General features: G+C 43.8%; 19 protein-coding genes, 1 tRNA gene and 1 other RNA gene. 10 read left to right on the forward strand and 11 right to left on the reverse strand.

Going from position 1 to position 19,702, the window contains the following annotated elements:
• Positions 1–6: 6 nt before the first annotated feature.
• From AC6RV6_RS08810 to AC6RV6_RS08825, 4 genes are all read left to right on the forward strand, one after another.
• Positions 7–78: transfer RNA gene (locus tag AC6RV6_RS08810), tRNA-Lys, on the forward strand.
• 39 nt (positions 79–117) lie between these two features.
• The gene (locus AC6RV6_RS08815; RefSeq protein ID WP_500240471.1) at positions 118–798 is read left to right on the forward strand and encodes a class I SAM-dependent methyltransferase; all 681 of its coding nucleotides are present in this window, start codon (positions 118–120) and stop codon (positions 796–798) included.
• A gap of 244 nt (positions 799–1,042) precedes the next feature.
• The gene (locus tag AC6RV6_RS08820; protein WP_500240472.1) at positions 1,043–1,246 is read left to right on the forward strand and encodes a hypothetical protein; all 204 of its coding nucleotides are present in this window, start codon (positions 1,043–1,045) and stop codon (positions 1,244–1,246) included.
• 48 nt (positions 1,247–1,294) lie between these two features.
• Positions 1,295–1,498 carry a hypothetical protein gene (locus tag AC6RV6_RS08825; protein ID WP_500240473.1) on the forward strand — a complete coding sequence of 68 codons (204 nt, stop codon included), beginning with the start codon at positions 1,295–1,297 and terminating at the stop codon, positions 1,496–1,498.
• A 101-nt stretch (positions 1,499–1,599) separates the two neighbouring features.
• On the opposite strand, the gene AC6RV6_RS08830 is transcribed toward AC6RV6_RS08825, so the two are convergent.
• The 5 genes from AC6RV6_RS08830 to AC6RV6_RS08850 all read right to left on the reverse strand — a co-directional run bounded on the left by AC6RV6_RS08830 (position 1,600) and on the right by AC6RV6_RS08850 (position 5,533).
• Positions 1,600–2,691, reverse strand: coding sequence for an acyl-CoA dehydrogenase family protein (locus AC6RV6_RS08830; RefSeq protein ID WP_500240474.1), 1,092 nt, complete (start codon positions 2,689–2,691; stop codon positions 1,600–1,602).
• 15 nt (positions 2,692–2,706) lie between these two features.
• The gene (locus AC6RV6_RS08835) at positions 2,707–4,086 is read right to left on the reverse strand and encodes a cytochrome c biogenesis protein (RefSeq protein WP_500240475.1); all 1,380 of its coding nucleotides are present in this window, start codon (positions 4,084–4,086) and stop codon (positions 2,707–2,709) included.
• Positions 4,083–4,832 (reverse strand): cytochrome c biogenesis protein CcdA, encoded by a 750-nt coding sequence (locus AC6RV6_RS08840; protein WP_500240567.1) that lies wholly within the window; start codon positions 4,830–4,832, stop codon positions 4,083–4,085. The genes AC6RV6_RS08835 and AC6RV6_RS08840 overlap by 4 nt, the downstream gene beginning before the upstream one ends.
• Positions 4,833–4,974: 142 nt before the next feature.
• Positions 4,975–5,328, reverse strand: coding sequence for a GUN4 domain-containing protein (locus AC6RV6_RS08845; protein WP_500240476.1), 354 nt, complete (start codon positions 5,326–5,328; stop codon positions 4,975–4,977).
• A complete protein-coding gene (locus tag AC6RV6_RS08850) occupies positions 5,321–5,533 on the reverse strand; it encodes a hypothetical protein (protein WP_500240477.1) in 213 nt (70 codons plus the stop codon). The genes AC6RV6_RS08845 and AC6RV6_RS08850 overlap by 8 nt, the downstream gene beginning before the upstream one ends.
• Before the next feature lie 223 nt (positions 5,534–5,756).
• Between AC6RV6_RS08850 and AC6RV6_RS08855 the strand changes: the two genes are divergently transcribed.
• Complete coding sequence (locus AC6RV6_RS08855; protein ID WP_500240478.1) at positions 5,757–6,929, forward strand: patatin-like phospholipase family protein; 1,173 nt, start codon at positions 5,757–5,759, stop codon at positions 6,927–6,929.
• Position 6,930: 1 nt separating this feature from the next.
• On the opposite strand, the gene AC6RV6_RS08860 is transcribed toward AC6RV6_RS08855, so the two are convergent.
• The 4 genes from AC6RV6_RS08860 to AC6RV6_RS08875 all read right to left on the reverse strand — a co-directional run bounded on the left by AC6RV6_RS08860 (position 6,931) and on the right by AC6RV6_RS08875 (position 12,185).
• Positions 6,931–7,977, reverse strand: coding sequence for a YdcF family protein (locus AC6RV6_RS08860; RefSeq protein ID WP_500240479.1), 1,047 nt, complete (start codon positions 7,975–7,977; stop codon positions 6,931–6,933).
• A 110-nt stretch (positions 7,978–8,087) separates the two neighbouring features.
• The gene (gene pap, locus AC6RV6_RS08865) at positions 8,088–9,581 is read right to left on the reverse strand and encodes a polyphosphate:AMP phosphotransferase (RefSeq protein ID WP_500240480.1); all 1,494 of its coding nucleotides are present in this window, start codon (positions 9,579–9,581) and stop codon (positions 8,088–8,090) included.
• 158 nt (positions 9,582–9,739) lie between these two features.
• Positions 9,740–10,954 carry a mechanosensitive ion channel domain-containing protein gene (locus AC6RV6_RS08870; protein ID WP_500240481.1) on the reverse strand — a complete coding sequence of 405 codons (1,215 nt, stop codon included), beginning with the start codon at positions 10,952–10,954 and terminating at the stop codon, positions 9,740–9,742.
• A complete protein-coding gene (locus AC6RV6_RS08875) occupies positions 10,935–12,185 on the reverse strand; it encodes a bifunctional sterol desaturase/short chain dehydrogenase (RefSeq protein ID WP_500240482.1) in 1,251 nt (416 codons plus the stop codon). Before AC6RV6_RS08875 ends, AC6RV6_RS08870 begins: the two co-directional genes overlap by 20 nt.
• A gap of 232 nt (positions 12,186–12,417) precedes the next feature.
• Here AC6RV6_RS08875 and AC6RV6_RS08880 point away from each other — a divergent pair, with 232 nt between their 5' ends.
• From AC6RV6_RS08880 to AC6RV6_RS08900, 5 genes are all read left to right on the forward strand, one after another.
• Positions 12,418–13,851, forward strand: a complete 1,434-nt coding sequence (locus AC6RV6_RS08880; protein WP_500240483.1) for a glycosyltransferase family 2 protein — start codon at positions 12,418–12,420, stop codon at positions 13,849–13,851.
• Positions 13,852–14,117: 266 nt separating this feature from the next.
• Positions 14,118–14,312: a hypothetical protein gene (locus AC6RV6_RS08885; RefSeq protein ID WP_500240484.1), complete on the forward strand. Its 195-nt coding sequence runs from the start codon at positions 14,118–14,120 to the stop codon at positions 14,310–14,312.
• A 338-nt stretch (positions 14,313–14,650) separates the two neighbouring features.
• Positions 14,651–15,193 carry a GIY-YIG nuclease family protein gene (locus AC6RV6_RS08890; protein WP_500240485.1) on the forward strand — a complete coding sequence of 181 codons (543 nt, stop codon included), beginning with the start codon at positions 14,651–14,653 and terminating at the stop codon, positions 15,191–15,193.
• A gap of 183 nt (positions 15,194–15,376) precedes the next feature.
• Complete coding sequence (locus tag AC6RV6_RS08895; RefSeq protein WP_500240486.1) at positions 15,377–16,120, forward strand: hypothetical protein; 744 nt, start codon at positions 15,377–15,379, stop codon at positions 16,118–16,120.
• 501 nt (positions 16,121–16,621) lie between these two features.
• Complete coding sequence (locus AC6RV6_RS08900; protein ID WP_500240487.1) at positions 16,622–18,646, forward strand: elongation factor G; 2,025 nt, start codon at positions 16,622–16,624, stop codon at positions 18,644–18,646.
• 165 nt (positions 18,647–18,811) lie between these two features.
• Here the strand turns inward: AC6RV6_RS08900 and ffs are convergent.
• An RNA gene (gene ffs / locus AC6RV6_RS08905) (signal recognition particle sRNA small type) lies at positions 18,812–18,906 on the reverse strand.
• A 28-nt stretch (positions 18,907–18,934) separates the two neighbouring features.
• Positions 18,935–19,693, reverse strand: coding sequence for a photosystem II biogenesis protein Psp29 (gene psb29, locus AC6RV6_RS08910; RefSeq protein ID WP_500240488.1), 759 nt, complete (start codon positions 19,691–19,693; stop codon positions 18,935–18,937).
• Positions 19,694–19,702 lie beyond the last annotated feature (9 nt).

Below are 19,702 nucleotides of genomic sequence, written 5' to 3' on the forward strand. Positions count from 1 at the left end.
GCGATCGGGTTGCTAGCTCAATGGTAGAGTATTCGGCTTTTAACCGACTGGTTCTGGGTTCGAGCCCCAGGCAACCCATTCTCAGTCATCAGTGAACAGTTATCAGTTATCAGTGAAATGAAACTCGAACAGGTCGTTCCTTGGGGACGCTCTTTGGCAGATTATTTGAATATGTTTCATTTGACGAGGAGCGATTTTAGAGCTTCTATTCTTGACTGTGCGGGGGGACCGTCCAGTTTTAATGCAGAAATGACGCAGCACCAGTGTCGGGTTATTTCTTGCGATCCTGTTTATCAATTTAGCGTTGCGGAAATTCGCCAGCGCATTCAAGAGACTTATCCGATTATTATCGAAAAATTAGAGCAGAATTTCGATCGCTTCGTCTGGCAAGAAATTTCTTCTCCACAACGGTTGGGGGAATTGAGAATAGCAGCAATGACCAAATTTTTGGCAGATTTAGAAGCAGGAATTCTGGAAAAACGCTACCTGATGGCAGAATTACCCGAACTTCCTTTTCGCGATCGCACTTTCGATCTGGCGCTTTGCGGTCATTTTTTATTCTGCTATTCAGAACAATTGTCTTTAGAATTTCACCTCAATGCCATTCGGGAAATGTGCCGCGTTGCTAAAGAAGTTCGCATTTTTCCCATTGTTGAGAACTTCTCGGGGGCGCGATCGTGGCATCTCGATCCTTTAATTGCACAATTAATAGAACAAAAGTATCAAGTTGAGATCGAATCCGTCAACTATGAATTCCAAAAAGGCGGTAACGAAATGCTGCGAGTTGGGAAAATCTAGTTAGGTATATTTAACTTCTTTTCCTTGAACTCCGGGGATTTTCGGTAGAGATAGTGATGGCGATCGCAACTTTCCGGCTTGTGCGATCGCAGTTTCCTCAGATTTTCGTCTCTCTTACAGTGTAATTGCCATCCGGTCGCAGGTTGACGAAGTTCGCCGATTGATAGCGAAGTACGTCACCCCTCACCCCCAAAAAAAAGGCGATACTAAGATTGTTCGGAGTTCAGAGTTCACAGTGAGAGTCATGATTAGCCAAGCCCAGTTACTTCCCAACGCACTATCTAACCTTTTTGCAACGACGGCACATACAGGGGTGATTACATTAGCCGATCGCTACGGTTTACTCACTGCTTTAACCAACGAAAGTTTAAGCGTGGAGGAACAAGAAGCGATCGATCGGATGCTTCATGCTGTAACGAGAGGTCGTTTTCAACTCAGCACGATTTAAAACCCAATTTAGCCCGCGTTTAGCCAGAATAGTAAGGAGAATAAAACCATGCTACAAGATAATAATACTGTTGCTAACGTTTTGCTCGAAGTTTCTGAAGAACTAAGCGAACCCGATCGCGATCGCGAATTTGGCAACGCGATCTTGGAAGTTTATCTGGCGGCGATGAACCGAGAACTCGATGAAATTGAAGAACTCTGGAAGAGTCAAAGTCAGCGCTACAAATCTTTTCGATTTAATACAGAAAGTTAAAAATAAATGCAATTAAAAATTACCGACTCTGCCTCGCTGTAAAATTGGTAGAGTCGTTTTTCAGAGTTTTATGAATATCGCGATCGCTTCGATCTCGCGTATTATCCTAAAATTTGTTTTAATGTTGCTTTCATGACCGCATTAGTTTGTCCTGTGACGGTAAAAACGAGCGCTTCTCGATAAATTCGTTGTGCGGGATGGTGTTGTTGATTTGCTCTTCCTCTCGATACGGTTATGGCAGCTAAACTACACTGGTTAGCTAAAGCGATCGCCTTGGCTCTTAATTCTAACTGTTCCTCACTGGATAAATTTTGCTCTTCGAGTGCGACTAAGATTTTCTGACGACAATCATTCAGTTTCGCAGCTAATGCGAGAAAAGTATCGGCAATAAAAGATTGAGTATTACTCGCATTTTCCACAATATCCAACCCCGATCGCGCACATCCCAAAATAGAAGCCGTCGGGTTTAAAATACCTTGGCAATCCTTTTCCTGCATCCAGTTTCCCGGTTTAATGGCAATTACTTTTTCCGAGGGGATAAAATAGCGATCGCATTCTACACTCACTGTATTTGTTGACGGCATTGCCGCTAAAGACATCGGAACAGAAAAGCGTAAATTATCGCTAATAGATGGAGATAAAGGAATGAGAGCAAAAAGAATGCGATCGCGAAGCGTTGCGTTAGCAGTATCGCCCTCTAATATAGCCGCAATAACAGCTTCTTGAAACAAATTGAATCCGGTAAGCCAAGGAATATTACCTGATAATTCATAGCCTCCTCGAACTTCAATCGCTTTTAAACAAATTTTTCCTTGTCGTCGTAAATGGGAATATCCTACCCCCACTAAAATTTCACCGCAACGCATTAGAGAAAGATAATCAGCTTTCAGTGTTTCATTTTCTCCATTGGCAATAAAAGAACCTGCCGTTTGATGTTGATTTTGTGTAAAGGTTAACGTCCCAGAATATCGCGCTAATGCCTCTTGAAAACAGAAAAAATCGAATTTCGTGACTTCTTGTTTTCTCCCTGCTTGAGGGACATTTAAAGCCAATAGCGATCGCGCTCCCAAACCCGCCAAACCTTCTTGCAAAATCTCTGTTTTCCCTTCCATTGCCTCTGGGTTTGGGGCAATTTTGAGATAATCTTGCGTTTGCTGTAGCAAATCTGAAGAAATGGGCGTAACTCCCTGCATTATTTTAATTTTTAACTATTTTGTAGGTTGAGTAGAATTAGATTTTGCCGCATTTTGAACTTGCTCTAAAACAGCCAAGATTTCTCGTTCAAATGTCACTTTAGCCCGATTGGTTTTTCCTCCCAGATAAAAGCGATCGCCTTCCTGTAAAGCCCAAATTTGCGAGTGAGAGAAATAACTCATAACAACACCAAGCATCAGTAACGCAAATCCACTATAAACAATTGGTGTACCGGGATCGGCTTTGATTTGTAGCCCCGTAGAACCCACTAATTTTAACACTTTTAAGGTTACGCCATTGAGATCGATTCCCATTCCTTCTCGAACCGCACCGATTAAATTTCCCGTTTTATCGTAAACAAATAAAATCCCTTGTAAATCTCTGGCAATGAGAGATACGCCATCGCTTAAATCTGGTTTTGTCGGCACCCACGTCCCCCAAAATTTGCCTTGTCCTCCTGTCTTTAATTGTGCCATTGGTAGGCGGAAAACAGGACTATTATTTAACTGCACTTTAACCGCATCAATTCCCCAATTGGTTTGATAAAGGGTAACGCCTTGATAGCGAAGAGGTTGATTGACATAGATTGTTTTTCGATCTAGCTCTTCTCCTTGGCGATCGACAACAGAAAGATCGGAATAAAACTGATCGATCGCACCCTCTGGCGTATAATCAATCCAAAATCGATTCACTTTAACTGCCCAGTTTTTAGGAATTTGGCTGGCGGCAAACGGTCCGGCCTCGATAATATTACGAATCTGAAATGTGCCACCACTTGGTGCAATTTCTTGAGCAAAAAATCCCGTCATTGCACCCAAAATCGATCCGGCTAGAATCACCAGCATGCCGATGTGAACGATGATGGGACCGATACGTCCAACAATCCCTTTTCGCGCATATAAACTATCTCCTTCGCGAAAAATTTTGTAATTTTTCTGTTCCAATAAAGGTGCGAGAGAATTGAGAGAGCCGGAATCTAATTCTGCGCTTAATACCAATTTTGTAAATTGCTTGGCTTTCTTGTAATAACTCCAGCGTCGAGCGGATTTGAGTGTCGGAATTTGTCGAGTAAAACTACAAGCCGTTAAACTACTCCCAAAAACCACTAAAAGCGACAAAAACCACCAAGTCCGATAAACATGGTCTAATCCTAAAAACAAGAGAACTTTCCATGTTAAAAAGCCAAACAATGCCGGATTTTCGGGATAGTTGGCTTGATAAAAAGCGAGGCTTTGTCCTTGTTCGATAACGGTTCCCGAAATACTAAATAAGGCGATCGCCAGCAATAGGACAATGGCTAAGCGCAAATCCGCCAGAATTTTAAGACTACGGCGAAATGCACGCTTCAGATCGAGTGAAAATGATGAATCTGGAGATGTTTCTTCTAAGCTCATGGAATCAAAAAGGAAATACGAGAAAGGAGAGAAAATGTACCGAAACCAATTAACAAAACACCGCTAGTCGGATTAATCCAACTCGACCAGCGACGCAATTCTAAGAGTTTTTTGATGGAAGCCGTAAAAGTTCCGGCTAAAATTAAGGGAGTAACATAACCGATCGCATAACACAAGAGTAAAGCTCCTCCCATCATAATATTTTGCGTTTTAACAACCCATGCTAATAACGCAGCTAAAACAGGAGTACTGCAAGGAGAGGCGACTAAGCCAAAGGTCAACCCTAATAAATAAGAGCGAATACTTTTGGGAAAGTGGGGAGAAATCCAATCGCTTCCTCCTAAAGAGGGAAAGTTAAGAGGAATAATTTCTAAGAGATTCAATCCCATTAAAATTGCAACTAAACTCACAAAAATCGGTAAACCAATGCCGATTTGTCCGTAAACTTTACCCAAAGAAGCGGCAACAATTCCCAAACCTGCTAAGGTACTGGCCAAGCCTAAAGCAAACCACGCGGATTGAATTGTCCCTTGCCAGCGATCGCTATTTTCCTCTCCTTCATACCCCCCAATGTAAGCAATCGTTATGGGCAGCATGGAGAGCATACAAGGGGTTAAACTGGTGAGTAAACCTGCTATCAAGACGATCGCGATACTGGTGAGACTGAGGCGATCGAGTTGTGCTGCTACGATCGCCTCGGCAAATTGCGAGAGTTGATAGAGTTGAGTTTGCAGGGTTTCGAGCATAGTTGGATGAGCAGGAGTGCGATCGCATTTTAACACTGCATTTTAACTCGTTACGATCGCGAAGTCAGAACTCACAGATGCTTTCGGGTTACACCGGACAAAGTTGTTGGCGTTTCTGAATATCAAGGACAGCGTTTAGCACCTATGTTTCTCGCCAACCGACGCGATCGCCAAACACCTCAAAGGCTTCTTCATCATCTCGTCCCAATTCTAACCGCATGTCCTGCCAAATTCGTGCCTGTACGCTGTAACCAAAGCGTCCCTGAGAATATTTTACCCAGAGATCGTCAAGGATTTTGAGAGATTCGCAGGGAAAAGCGGTAATATTTTCGCGATCGAGCTTTTGTTGTCGCGATCGATTACAGATATCGAGGAGAATTCGCCCGGTTTCGCGATCGGCGGCTTTCCAGTTTTCCTGCATCAGGGCATTTCTTAAAGGACTATAATCGATCGCGGGCAGTAGTGGGGCAGGTTGAGGGGAGAGATTGCTAAACAATTCGCATCCATGCAATCGGGAATACCAATCGCAACCATATCCAAGCAGACAATGAAAAATCTCTCATACCAAAATTAAAATGAGGAGAATGAGGAATTTCTATATAAGCATTACCGGGAAAAGCAAGAAATTTTCCCCATTTTTCCAGACGAATAAGAGTTGTGTTTTCTCGTAATATATTCTCCTTTTTCAGGATTCGCTGCACTGCTCAAAAATATAAGCGATCGCGCCCAAAAGAGAATCTAATTGAGAAATTGTATAACTATTAAACTTCTTTTAAGACTTCAGCTATATTTTTGTAAGATTCAAAAGACATTGCTTTCTCCTTGAGAATTTATAAGAATTATTATACTATTGACAAGGCGATCGCCTTTAACGTGACAATATTGCTAACATGATTGAGAAACAGGCAAGCAGGAGGAAAAGCAATGACCTTCAAAATTTTGAGTTTAGATGGGGGTGGAATGCGCGGGGTGATTTCTGCCCGGATTTTACAACAAGTAGAGATCGATCTTTGGGAAAAGAGAAAGCTCAAACTTCACGAGTATTTCGATGCGATCGCGGGAACTTCTACAGGATCGATTTTAGCAGCCGGGTTGGCGAAAGGAAAAAATGCTCGAGAATTAATCGATCTGTATAGAGACAATGGCGATCGCATTTTTCCAAAACCATGGACGGAGAATTTTCCCGGAACATTAAGACCGATCGCTGGATTGTTTTTTTCTCCCAAATACAGTCACGAAGGCTTAGAAAATGTATTACAAGAACAGTTAAAGAATACTCCGATTAAAGCCATTAATAAACCAATTCTGCATATTCTCGCCTACGATACATTTTATCGCAATACCACTCAATTTACTAACTTCCATCCCCAACTCGGCGATCGCTGGTATGATGATACGCCACTGTGGAAAATTTGCGTTGCTTCTGCCTCGGCACCGACTGTTTTTCCCCCTTATGAATTAGTCCCAGAAAATACCGAAAAATTTGGCGATTGGAAATTCCCGCATATTGATGGAGGAGTAGGAGCAAATAATCCCACTTTATCGATGATTAGCGAAGCCTTGTTATTGAGCCAACAAGAAATAATTTCTGAGGAAATTAAAGTAGAACGAAATTTAAAAGATTTGACTTTAGATAAAATTGCTGTCCTTTCTATTGGTACGGGAAATACCGTTCAACCTTTTACGTATAAAACCGTTAAAAGTTGGAAAACGATGAAATGGGCGAGTCATATTGGGGATATTTTTATGGCGGCTCCGCAAGAAATAGATAGTACCATTTGTCAGCAGTTAATGGGAGGATATAATTCAAAACGCTATCTACGCTTGCAGTTCGATTTGAATGAATGGTATGTTGCCAAACCGGGGGAAACTTTCCGCGATCCGCGCAATTTACTCCCCCAAAGCGAAACTAAAAATCGCTTTACCGGACAGCACATCAGTGAAGCGATCGATGATGGTAGCCCAGAAGAAATTGCTAAACTCATTCATACTGCAAAAGAATTTATCGAAAAAGGAAAAACTCGCTATTCTCGAATTTATGGGGATGGAGATTTTGTCAAAGTCGCGATCGCGAATTTTATTGACAATCACGACTAAATTATGCTCGATAAAGCCAACCTCGCAACAAATAGTAAATACTGGCCAGATATTCATCAACAATATCAGTTGTAATTCCCAATGCTTCAACAGAAGGAAGTATATCTTGCACGGTAATGCGTCTTTTGGGTGTAGAGTCTTTTTGGAAGGTATAAAAATCTGTTGGTGTCGGAATAACGCGGATTTTTTCTTTTCTGAAAGTTTGAATTGCCCGGCGCATTTTTATGCCCGATGTAATCAGAAAAACAGGCTGGCTTAAAAGACCTTCTCGCCCTAAGATTTTCTCAACTTCTACCGCATTCATACGTAAATTTAAGCCTCGAGTTTCTTGAAGAATTTGACTCTCCGGAACTCCAAATCGTCGTAAAATTCCGGCAATATCTTTCGCTTCATTTATTTGTTCGGGTTTTCCAGCCAAATCACTTCTCGGACTCGCACAAATAATAATTATCGGAAAATTGTTTAAATTTCTTTGTTGATAATAAAGTTGAGTGGTATAAAGAATTCGATTTCCCGTTCGCTTAAATTGAATTTGAGTTCTATAAGGAATATAAGGTTCGGTTGTATCTTTACCTAATAATACGATCGCGCCTACTCGTTGTTGCGTTGGAGAATCGGTTGCCAAACAATTTTCGACGCAGATATCTCGGAGATCTTCTTGTGTTTCGATGGTATAATTCTCAACAGCGTAAGCAATTTGATAAGCAAAATAAGGGTTACTCGATACTAAAAGTATAATAAGACCAATCGTTAAAAAAATATGACCCGGTTTTTTAATCGCATCTCCTTTTTTAAAATCCACTTTATTGACTGCTAGTAAAAAGAAGAGAAGAGAAAAGCCCAGAGGTTTTAAAGGAAAAGAAAGGATAGACCAAAATGCAGAAACTGGAGATAAACTCGGTTTAAGATACGAAATTAAAATAATGCTAACAAAAAACGCACCTCCTGTAATAGTTAAAGCTTGTTTGGGAATGATTTTTGCAATCAGAAAATAAAAGAATAATAAAATCAGAATCGAAAGTAAAATAATAGAAAGAACTTCAATCATTTTTATAAGGAGAAAAATAAAGATAGTTATCGATTAGTAGTAACGCCCCAATTTCTCAAAAAAATGGGTGTATTACTACCATACACCCGATCGCTATTCACTGCTAACTGCTAACTATTCACTGATTTAAGTTTGGCTTCGATCGCATGAATAACCGTTTCCAGCACGAAAACCCGAGCGTAATATTTATTATCTCCGGGTACGATCGTCCAAGGGGCGGCGGGGGTACTGGTGCGTGCGATCGCGTGATTGACAGCAACTTCGTATAAATTCCATTTTTCCCGGTTGCGCCAATCTTCTTCCGTGAGCTTGTATTCTTTAAAAAGATTCTCTTTTCGTTCCTCAAAACGCCGTAATTGTTCCGCTTGGGAGAGATGCAGCCAAAATTTCACCACGACGCAACCATCGGTAATCAGTTGTAGTTCAAATTCATTGATCTCGCGATAGGCGCGTCGCCATTCTCTTTCCGTCGCAAACCCTTCCACTCGTTCTACCATAACGCGACCGTACCAACTGCGATCGAAGATGCCAAATTTGCCCGCTTCTGGCAACCTGCGCCAAAATCGCCAGAGATAGTGATATTTATTCTCTTCATCTGTGGGAGCCGCATAAGCATTCACTTTGTAGCTACGAGGGTCTAAACTATCGGTTAGGCGTTTAATTGCCCCACCTTTGCCTGCCGCATCCCAGCCTTCAAAAAGCAAGACGACGGGGATTTTCTGCTGATAAAGTTGGACTTGTAACTTTTGTAATTTAATTTGTGCCTTTCGCAAGCGTTTTTTATAAGCATTCCGATCTAAACTAAGGCTTAAATCTACTTTTGCGAGATAATCCGGTTCCGTCGGGAGGAGTTTTTCTTGAGGTTGAGCGAATGTTTCCGGTTGTGCGATCGCTGTGCGATCCAAGGCTTCTCTCAGGACGGCGACCAATTGAGAAAGAACCTTAATTCTCGCCCAATACTTACAATTAGACTCGACTAAAATCCACGGTGCAACTCCCGTGCTGGTATGTAGCAGCATTTCCTCCGCTAAGGCGCGATACTCCTTATAACGATCCTCCTGCTGCCAATCCTCCGGACGCACTCGCCACGCCGTCAGATCGTCCTCAGAAGCCTTTTGCAGACGCTTTTTTAATTCCTTGTGACCGAGATGGAGAAAGAATTTTGCGATCGCTACTCCATCATCGCTTAATTGTCGTTCAAAGGCGTTAATCGTGGCCATAGCTTGCGGGATTTTGGCTTCTTCCACGCGATGAAACAGTCGATCCTCAAGTAAGTGAATATACCAACTGTGATAAAAAATTCCGATACTGCCATGAGGAGGAAGTTGTCGCCAAAATCGCCATAAAAACGGATATTGTTGCTCTTCTGGGGTTGGCGGTAAAGTAGGGTATACCGAGAATCCGCGCGGATCCATGTAATTGACCATTTTCTTTAATAATCCGCCCTTTCCCGCCGCCGCCCAACCTTCCAAGACCACTACAACCGTTAATTTCTTTTCCCAGCAGGCTTGTTGGAGCGATCGCAACTGGCGCATTAACTCTTCAATTTGAGTTTTATAGGTTGCTTTATCGAGAGAATGCCCTAAATCTAAGGTCTTTAACATCAGCCAAATCTTAAGAAGTAACTGCTCATTATATAATAATTAATTATTCTTGCGATCGGTTGTTCACCGTCCCCAGTACCCGAAAATTTAAAACAAAAGTCGGTTCGGGAATAAGTGAGATTAACTCTTTTTTTCTCTCCGGCAGTGGGTTGGGAACATTACCCGGGATTAAATAGCTTCTTGAATCGTTGTTGAATCCATTCAATGGGGTTTTGTGCGGTTTCTTTTGCAAATCCACTTAAGTCTAGGTTATAAATATTTTCCAAGATATCCTTGCGACTGGCTAGCTCTCGAGTAATATCTTCTGCCAGTACCGGATAATCTTGCAACAGTTTTTCAAAGCCTGTCGCATCAATAACAAATAGAATTGTATGGGACATTGCCTGGAGAGTTCCGGGAGAAGGAATCCCGAGCATTAACGGAAGCTCGCCAAAATACATCCCCGTCTCAAAAGTAAATGCGGGCTTCTCTCGAGGGTCGCTTTCGTGAAATGCACCCACTGCACCAGAGAGAATGATACAAAATTCCCTCACGACATCACCTTGTTTTATCAATATCTCAGATTTCTCAAACTGCTTGCGATACCCTATCTCGATCAAACTTCTCATTTGTAATTCGTTAAAATGTTCAAAATAGGAAATCTGCGCTAGAGAGGCACGCAGGTGAATGGGTTGCGATCGCGATTCTTGGCTTTCTTGGGACAGAGTGGATGAGGTCGATCGCAACTTCTCGATATTTTCAGCCGGCGATCGCATCCACAGATCCAATTGAGGAAAAGGAATGTCAATCTGATTCCGGCGCAGATAATATTCGACGGTGAAGGTTAAATTACTTTTAATCTTGGGACGGCGATCGATGCGCTCTGTCCAAGCCCACAACTCAAAGTTAAGCGCACTATCCCCAAAGCCCACAAAAACCACTTCCGGCCGCGGAGTCGAGAGAATTTCTTTGAGAGAGTAGGCGGCTTCGAGCAAGGTTTCGGTGACGAGAACGGGATCGCTACCATAGGCAACACCGACTTCGATTTCAATCCGGCCTTCAAAGTTGCGATAGCTCCAGTTAGCAATGCGCTCTTCGGCAATTTTCGAGTTGGGAATCACCACATCAGATCCCCCTAACCTGCGAATTATCGTAGAGCGAATGGAAATTTCTTCGATATAGCCTTCAACGCCATCAAATTCGATAAAGTCTCCGACGCGAAGTTTCCGCTCGATCAAGATCGTGATCCCGCTCAGTAAATTTTTGATAAATCGAGTAGCAATGCTAACCATGAGCAATGCACCCAATAGTTGAGCCATCCAGAGTAACGATATGGATTGCCCGCCGAGTTCAAACAGGGATGTTTTAAATATCTCAGTTAGACGTTCGATCATGGGATTGATTGAGAAGTTTCCCTCGAGAGAATAAGCGGAGGTAGGTGGAAACGCAGAATTCCTTCACTGGAAAGGCAATGTAAGTAATGGGATTGACCGTGACGATAATATTACGGATATCTCGGGTTGCTAAATTGACAATTTGACCGGCGACCCAATTGGCCGACATGATGCCGATGGGGTTGAGATTGCTTTTAAAGGGTCCCAAAATCAGCTTGCGAATAATACAAGGAGAATCCAAACGGCGCAGGGTGACTAAATCTCCCAAGGTGCGCTTGCTGAGTTCGTAGAGGGGGCTAAAGGCGGGATTTACTTCTGCTTCAGAGGTATTCACCCAAACTTCTTTGGTGGCAATTTCCTTGTTGGTGCGGACGGTGGTTAAAAAGAGTTCGAGAAGTCGCCAACTGGAAAACGCATTCACTTCATAGGATTTTGCGATCGCTTCTTTATCCCTTGCTCCATGTACGTTAATCCCGTGATTGAGAATGAGAATATCGACCTTTTGTAATGCTTCTAACAGTTCTGTTTCTTCTCCCACTTGCCAAACCAGAGAAGGAATAGGCTCGCTCTCTCCAGCTAAAATAATCTCTTTCGTTGTGGAAGTTAAGGCGATAACCTTTGCGCCTTTTTGTTGGAGTTTCCCGAGCAGCGATCGCCCTAAAGTTCCCGAAGCTCCTGTGACTGCGATCGTTTTTCCTTTCAGGGACAGTGCTGTTCCCATAACCTTATCTACTAATGTGAGAGTGCCGCAATAATAAGCCTGTTGATTGTCAAAATGGTGTCGCCAGTGGTAGGGACGATTAACGAGCCAACGCGAGGGTAAACTGGCAAATGCGCCGGGTCGGTGGGTGAGATCCGTTAACTCATCTGCATAAGCCAAACCGCTTCCCCGAGCGATCGCCCCGAGTAAAAAGGTCAAAGTATAAAGCGACCCCAACCCCGTCAGCCAAGCATGGGAAAAATGACTACCATAGAAAGCAAGAATAGGCAACCCACTCATGGCCAGCATGACCAAAGATTCGGGTACATCGTTATACCAATGCGCCTGTCGATAAATTGTTTCACTGGCCGCGGATAGATCCGGACGAAAAACCCGATGATGCCAAACGTGTAAGCGATATAACGGTTGCCAATGATGAGCGAGGACGTGATAAGTATCTCTGACCAGTTCTACCCAGAGAATCGTTAATAATCCCGTTGCGATCGCCACGAGCCAATCAATATCGAGCATTCTGTTAAAATTAGTAAATTAAATTAAAGGTTTGTTAATGACGAAATCCTCCGTATTCTAAGGGAAATCGAGCATTTTTCGCTATTTTAGCCAGAAAGATTAAGCGAAAAGCGATCGCTCCCTTCAAATTTCGCTAAGAATTTTAACAATTTTCGATACAATGAGACACCAATAGCGTAACGAATCTATTTTTTGCCTTTATGCAATCTACCCTAGCGGAGCGATCGTGACTATGCCAGAACATCCTTGGTCCAATACTGAAAATGAACCCGAACTAGATCCCTTGAGTTCTTTACTCTCGGAATGGGAAGATCCAGAAGATGAGGAAGAAGAATTTAGAAGTGATTTTTTCCAAGGGACGGAAGGACGCAGAAGTAAAGCCGCTTTTCTGTTGATCTCGGTTTGGGGAATTGTTGTCACCCTCCATCTCGTCTCTTGGGGTTTTGGGTTGGTGATGAGCGTCACGGGAATTTTAGTGGTTTATTTTCTCCGCCTGATGGTGGCGAAACCCGATCCCATGCCCCAAATGTTAGGAGGCGATCGGCTTGCGGATGCACCCCTCGTTTCTCTATTGGTGGCGGCGAAAAATGAAGAAGCGGTCATTCATCGCCTCGTAAAAATACTCTGTAATTTGGATTATCCTCGCGATCGCTATGAAGTTTGGGTCATTGACGATGCCAGTGACGATCGCACCCCAGAAATTTTAGATGCTCTTGCCCCTCAATACCCCCAACTCACTGTCATACATCGTCCGGTGGGGGCAGGTGGCGGCAAATCTGGTGCGTTGAATCAAGTTCTCCCTCAAACCCAAGGCGAAATTATCGCCGTTTTTGATGCCGATGCGACAGTCAACCCAGATTTATTGCGTCGGGTTGTCCCCATGTTTGACGATGACAATATGGGAGCCGTGCAAGTCCGCAAAGCGATCGCCAATGCTGATGAGAATTTCTGGACAAAAGGACAAATGGCAGAAATGGCCTTAGATTGCTATTTTCAACAGAAACGCATTGCCATCGGCGGTATGGGAGAATTGCGAGGAAACGGTCAGTTTGTCCGGCGTAAGGCGTTGTCCAGTTGCGGCGGTTGGAACGAGCAAACCATCACCGATGACCTCGATTTAACCATTCGCCTGCACTTGGATCGCTGGGATATTGGTTGTTGTCTCACTCCTGCCGTCAATGAAGAAGGAGTCACAGATGCCGCTTCTCTCTGGCATCAGCGCAGTCGTTGGGCAGAAGGAGGCTATCAGCGCTATCTCGACTATTGGCGCTTAATTGCTCGCAACCGCATGGGTTTTACGAAAACGTGGGATTTGCTCACCTTTGTTGTCATTCACTATCTATTACCGACAGCGGCGATCGCGGATTTTGCGATGGTGGTAGCGCGACATCATTTCCCCATTTTAGGGATTTTATCCACTTGTGCGCTGGCTTTTTCCACCGTTTGCACGTTTATCGGTTTGTATCGCGCTCATCCCCCAGAGCAATTTAATCTCAAAGACGTGTTAGTTTTGGGCTGGCGATCGCTTCTCGGTACGATTTACCTCGCTCACTGGTTTTTTGTCATGCCCGCTACTACTGCCCGGATGTCCGTGCGCCGCAAACGATTGAAGTGGGTTAAAACGACCCATCAAGGAGTCGTTGAGGAAGGTTTAAAAGTCAGTTAATCAAGGCGATCGGGTGCGGAAAACAGTAACCCTCTTTTCGTTTTAACTCGTTACTTTAGAGTAACGAGTTATTTATTTGTGAGCCAGATCGCATTGTTATCTGCACTACATCACGATCGCTACCGAAAAAGGTCACATGGGAGAAGGGGACGCGATCGCAAAATTTTTTCCCATTTCTTTATATTCTGGATCTAGTGGAAATACCGAAACGATTATGCGCTCCTACCCATTCTACGTTTAAACAAAATTAATCAAGGGATTCCTGTTTGGATCAACAGACAAAGGAATTTAAAGGCTTAGACCTTTATTGCGATCGCGATCGCGTTACTAGAGAAGAAGCGTCACGCGACTTTCTACTCCAGCATCACCCAAATCGCCCGAAACTGTCACCTTTTGTTTCGGTAAACATCACGAATTGCCCGGGTTGCGATCGCGGAAATTTTCTCGAACCTGTCCGATAGTAAAGATAACGAGTTTTACAGGGTTCGAGATGAAAACATTACTCTTTGCATTTACCGGGGTAGTCGCATTCTTGCTCATTACACAACTGCTCCACGCTAAGCATTACGGGGGACAGACCTCGTTTGACAGTTCCGACAATACTCAAGAAGTCGAGTACGCGCCCCCAAATCGTGGATTTCCAGCAGCCACAATGCCTTCAGGAACGCGCTAAGATTTCTCTCAATTCGAGCTCCCATTTCTATTTCCAGCGACAAAATATTAAATATTGTTGCCAGCAAGTTGCAAGGTTATTCTCTTCCTCGGGTATGATAGCGAGACGAATAAAATTAGAGCTATTATGACCTCTCAGACCGATATTCCCACCTTGGCGAGTTTAGAATATTTTCCCTATTTGGACGAACACAACCAGATTTCTGAAGAGTTGCAGAAAAAGATCGGCGTGTATGCAGTCTTCGATCGCGAACAAAATCTTCAAGCGATCGCCTACTCCCGCGATATTTATCTGGGTTTAAAACAACATTTAATTCGCAAGCCCGAATCCTGCTACTGGGTCAAATATCAAACCATAGAACGTCCCAGCCGGAAGATTTTAGAAGATATTCAAGCCGCATGGATTGAAGAAAATGGCGAGATTCCCGCCGGAAATGGTCTGGAGCGATCGGCGTGGAACGATCCCATTGATGCTAAAGTTGCCATGACCGAAGAAGAGCAGGAAACTTATACCAAAAGCGAAGACAAAGAAAAAATCAAGCTCCTGAAAACTGTCGCCAGACGAGTAGAAGCCGAACTTAAAGAGAAACTCAAACAAACTCGCAATACAGATATGGCAATGCGCTTTAATCCTAAGCTGAAAGAAAAAGGTCTCTTGGATTTGAAGTAAGTCTTGTCTTTGCTTTTTATTGATAGGTACTGTTTCACAAAATCAATAGCATTTTCAGGAGAGTATAAAAACATTCTAAATTTCATTAGATGTGTTAGATGAAAAGTTAGAGTGGATTTTAGTAAGTAAGAAAAAGTAATTTTTCTGCTCAAAATGTTTCTTAACTCAAATGTGGAAAAGATTATGAAACGATTAATGACTCTTCTAATGGCTGTGGTTTTAGCCATTTTGGCTGCTGCAAATTTTAATGTGCAAGCCTCTTCCGCAGAGGTCGATCCCTACCTCGTAGAGTATTGCAACTACACGATCGAGCACTACCCCGAAGCCAAGGACGATCCCGGTTTCATGAATGAATGCGGCGGTATTTTAGAGAATTTCGTAAAAATATACGACGATTCGGGCTTTGTAGAGTATTGCTTTTCTACATTAGAGCGTTACCCCACAGCAAAAGACGATCCTTACTTTCTAGAAGAGTGTAACGGACCGATTGACAGCATCAAGCAATGCCAAAACTTCTTCAAGAACCCCAATGATTTTGTTAATAAAACATTCGTGATGGAAGATCCTTACAGTAAATCCACGACACCTGAAGATTTTTTCACCTTTCACAATTACTGCGAGGATATCCATCTTTTGGTTCCTCTGATGGATGATGTGTCTCTGTTGGATAATTCTAAATCTACAGATGATTCTAGTAATATTGCACTCAACTTTATACGCGGGACTCAAGGTGAAACTTGCCCGAGGGGGACATCTCTTGTTAGTGTGAGCGAAGCACGAGCCAATGAGAAAACAATTTGTTATGACGTTCTCCATGCTTGGGATATTGCTCGTCTTGCTGATGGTGGCTCGATGGATGGTTCTGGATATGGATGTGGCATTCGCGATAAAGACGATCGCGGTATGGGAAATGCAGTCTGCAAATAATATTTTGCTGAGATGAATCGTCTTAATTTGGATATAACTGTATAGTCGTTTCCGGCGATCCTAGTTTCCTTACCGACTCTACAGACAATTCTTTATATACGGTCTAACCTGACTTTATGGGTAATTCGTAAAGTATAGAGCCGCCGAGCGTTTCAGAAAAGCCAGTTCCCTCAGGCGATCGCCCGAGGGATTTTCATTGCGATCGCTAACAACAAATCACAAACACCCGACAACCCATAACAAAATTTAACCTTACTTAATCTTGTAAACCTCTTTTCTTACAAGACATTGCAATTCTGCCTGAACCACTCCTTAAACGCGATAGGCTCTTGAATAGATTCAAGAAAATAACGATTGGCACGAAGCCGAATATTGCGATAGGCCACCTTTTGTCCGGTCGAGATGGGAACCGGAATCTCAAATGACTCTCTACTAGATCGCCCCCGAATTACCGATCGTGTCAGTCGGAAGAACCATTCGTGTTATATAGGGGTTTATTTTATGAACCGTATCTTAGACCGCGCCCGTAATGTTGCCATTGTCGGACCTTACTCGTGCGGTAAAACCACTCTTCTCGAAAGCCTCCTCTCGGTGATGGGCGCGGTTGCACGCAAGGGAAGCATCAAAGAAAGCAATACCGTTGGAGATAGTTCTCCTGAAGCCCGCGATCGCGCAATGAGCGTTGAAGTCTCTACCGCAGGAGGCGATTATCAAGACATTAACTTCACTTTTCTTGACTGTCCGGGATCGATCGAATTTAGCCAAGAAACCTATAATGCCCTCGTCGGAGCCGGAGCCGCGATCGTCGTCTGTGAAGCCATTGTTGACAAAGTTCTCACTTTAGCACCATTATTCAAATTTCTCGATGATTGGGAAATCCCGCACCTCGTTTTCGTCAACAAGCTCGATCGCTCCAAAGACAGCTTTATGGATATTCTCCACGCCCTCAAAGTTGTCTCCAGTCGTCCTCTGATTCCTCAACAATATCCCATTCGCCAGCAAGAAGAACTTGTCGGCTACATCGACTTAGTGAGCGAGCAGGCCTATCACTATCATTCCGGCAGTCCTGCCGATCCCGTCCCCCTTCCCGAACATCTGCAAGAAGAAGAAAAAGCGGCACGAGAGGAAATGCTGGAAACCCTTGCAGACTTTGACGACCATCTTTTAGAAGAACTCCTTGAAGAAATCGATCCCCCTCAAGCTGAAATTCTCCAAGACTTGAAAAAGGACTTAAGTGCGGATCTGATTGTTCCTGTTTTCCTTGGTATTGCCGAACGAGATTATGGCGTGCGTCCCCTTCTCGATGCTTTGGTGAAAGAAGCCCCCGATCCGGGGATTACGGCGCAACGGCGAGGACTCGAACCCATTGCCGATGGCAATCCGTTGGCTCAAGTCCTGAAAACCTATTACACTCCTCAAGGTGGCAAACTTTCCCTCGCGCGGGTTTGGCAAGGTAAGTTAACCGATGGCATGGTTCTCAACGGCGTGCGCGTGGGGGGACTCTATCGCCTAATGGGTAGCAGCACCGAATCGATCAATGAAGCAACCGTCGGGGAAATTGTGGCGATCGCTCGCATGGAAGGTATCCAAACCGGAGACACTCTCAGCAATGGTGAAAATCCGCACACTTTACCCACCGCCGACAAATTAGAACCCGTTTACGCCCTAGCCATTACTCCCGAACGACGCAAAGATGAAGTCAAGCTCAGTAGTGCCTTAACAAAATTGCTGGAGGAAGATCCATCTCTGCATTGGGAACAGCACGGAGATACACGCGAGATTATTCTCTGGGGTCAGGGGGAAATTCATTTGCAAGTTTCCCTAGACCGCTTGCGCCGCAAGTACAATCTCCCCATGACGACGCATTTACCGCGCATTCCCTACAAGGAAACCATTCGCAAAAACACAACTTCTCACGGACGCTATAAACACCAAAGTGGCGGTCACGGTGCCTTTGGGGATGTCTTTTTAGAGATCGAACCCTTACAGCGAGGAAAAGGTTTCCAGTTTAGCGATACCATTGTCGGCGGTGTCGTTCCCAAACAATACATTCCGGGGGTGGAAACCGGGGTGCGAGATTATCTCGATCGCGGACCGTTAGGATTTCCCGTGGTCGATGTGTCGGTCAATTTGAGTAATGGCTCCTATCATTCTGTGGACAGTTCGGAACAGGCTTTTAAACAAGCTGCACGTATTGCCATGACGGAAGGAATGCAAAAATGCGAACCGGTGTTATTAGAGCCGATTTTGTTAGTGAAGGTGGCGGCTCCTGCAGATTTTACTTCCAAGGTGCTGCAATTGTTGTCAGGACGGCGGGGACAAATTCTCGGTTACGAGTCCCTTTCTGGTTGGCAGCATTGGGATGAGGTAACGGCGTATTTACCGCAAGCAGAGATGCACAACTTTATTATTGAGTTACGGTCTTTGACTTTGGGAGTGGGTTTTTTCCACTGGGAATACGACCGCTTGCAAGAAGTTCCTGATAAGTTGACTAAAGGTGTCTTAGCAACAATTTCAGCCGCATAACCGCGCTGCATTTTACCAATAAGGGCAAAAGAAAGGAAATTTCTTTTGCCTTTTTGCATAAGATTCTCATTAAAGATAAAGATTGCCGCACTCTATTTTGTTTCATTTTAGCGATCGCAAACAGATAGAAACTCTGCTCAAAAACAACAAACCCAAAAACAAAAAAGTGACCCGGAGCCAACGCCTATCACAAGCATCCCGTATTGCTGCTCCTTCCGGTCTGACAAAGTTTGGGCGTTGAGATCGCATCGATCCGAGTCGTTTTCTAGTATAGCATCTTTTTTGCGCTTAATTCTCGCTTTCTTCAGAAGATTCTGCGCCGGAGTCAGATGGGGTTTCTGTTTTGGCCAGCAGTCTTTCTTGACGCTTCTGGCGATCGGTTTGGAGAACGTCTTCTAAAACTTGTTTGGCCTGCTCCATTTTTTCCAAATTACTCTGATATATCTCTAAATCTTTCTGCATTTTTTCTACGGGTAAATGCAGGCTGCTCCCAATCTCCGCAAGAATTTTCTCTCTGCGTTCTCCGTCACTAACGATCGCGAGATCGGCAACCTCGAGCAATGCGTACAGTCCGATGGCAAACAGGCGACTGTATTTGAAGTTAGCAGCAAAAGCAATAGATTTTAAGGGGTCATAGAGTTTTTCACTGCCTTCTACAGACACCAATGACGTATTCCAAGCGACCAACTGTTCCATTGATAGACGTTGGCCGAGAGCCTTCAATGCCACAGCATCATCGCGATATTTTTGCGGCTCATCTTGGACGGCCAGACACAAGCTATTAAAAATAGAGATTTTATCTCGTTCTGGTAGATATCCAGCCATAAAGCGATCGAATGCCGTGACAACTCCCAATCCATAAATTGGATTGTACTGGAAATTAACATTAACCGAGAGAAGGTGCATCTCCACCATTATCTCCTCAACAACACGCCGATAAATGGAGTTAATGGGACGAGCGTGGTGGCTATAAAAATTTCGTTTGGTATCTGAAAGCGTGCGAACGTTATCCACAAAGTCAACTCTAGACGAAACAGCTATTCTCATTTTCTCATA

The sequence above is a fragment of the Spirulina sp. LEGE 11439 genome, from assembly GCF_059821285.1.

Coding starts and splice junctions, on each gene's coding strand:
- AC6RV6_RS08875 (WP_500240482.1), bottom strand. CDS start 12,185: ATGCTCGATATTGATTGGCTCGTGGCGATCGCAACGGGATTATTAACG.
- AC6RV6_RS08895 (WP_500240486.1), top strand. CDS start 15,377: ATGAAACGATTAATGACTCTTCTAATGGCTGTGGTTTTAGCCATTTTG.
- AC6RV6_RS08860 (WP_500240479.1), bottom strand. CDS start 7,977: ATGATTGAAGTTCTTTCTATTATTTTACTTTCGATTCTGATTTTATTA.
- AC6RV6_RS08840 (WP_500240567.1), bottom strand. CDS start 4,832: ATGCTCGAAACCCTGCAAACTCAACTCTATCAACTCTCGCAATTTGCC.
- AC6RV6_RS08900 (WP_500240487.1), top strand. CDS start 16,622: ATGAACCGTATCTTAGACCGCGCCCGTAATGTTGCCATTGTCGGACCT.
- AC6RV6_RS08855 (WP_500240478.1), top strand. CDS start 5,757: ATGACCTTCAAAATTTTGAGTTTAGATGGGGGTGGAATGCGCGGGGTG.
- AC6RV6_RS08830 (WP_500240474.1), bottom strand. CDS start 2,691: ATGCAGGGAGTTACGCCCATTTCTTCAGATTTGCTACAGCAAACGCAA.
- AC6RV6_RS08870 (WP_500240481.1), bottom strand. CDS start 10,954: ATGATCGAACGTCTAACTGAGATATTTAAAACATCCCTGTTTGAACTC.
- AC6RV6_RS08880 (WP_500240483.1), top strand. CDS start 12,418: ATGCCAGAACATCCTTGGTCCAATACTGAAAATGAACCCGAACTAGAT.
- AC6RV6_RS08890 (WP_500240485.1), top strand. CDS start 14,651: ATGACCTCTCAGACCGATATTCCCACCTTGGCGAGTTTAGAATATTTT.
- pap (WP_500240480.1), bottom strand. CDS start 9,581: ATGTTAAAGACCTTAGATTTAGGGCATTCTCTCGATAAAGCAACCTAT.
- AC6RV6_RS08820 (WP_500240472.1), top strand. CDS start 1,043: ATGATTAGCCAAGCCCAGTTACTTCCCAACGCACTATCTAACCTTTTT.
- AC6RV6_RS08815 (WP_500240471.1), top strand. CDS start 118: ATGAAACTCGAACAGGTCGTTCCTTGGGGACGCTCTTTGGCAGATTAT.
- AC6RV6_RS08835 (WP_500240475.1), bottom strand. CDS start 4,086: ATGAGCTTAGAAGAAACATCTCCAGATTCATCATTTTCACTCGATCTG.
- AC6RV6_RS08825 (WP_500240473.1), top strand. CDS start 1,295: ATGCTACAAGATAATAATACTGTTGCTAACGTTTTGCTCGAAGTTTCT.
- psb29 (WP_500240488.1), bottom strand. CDS start 19,693: ATGAGAATAGCTGTTTCGTCTAGAGTTGACTTTGTGGATAACGTTCGC.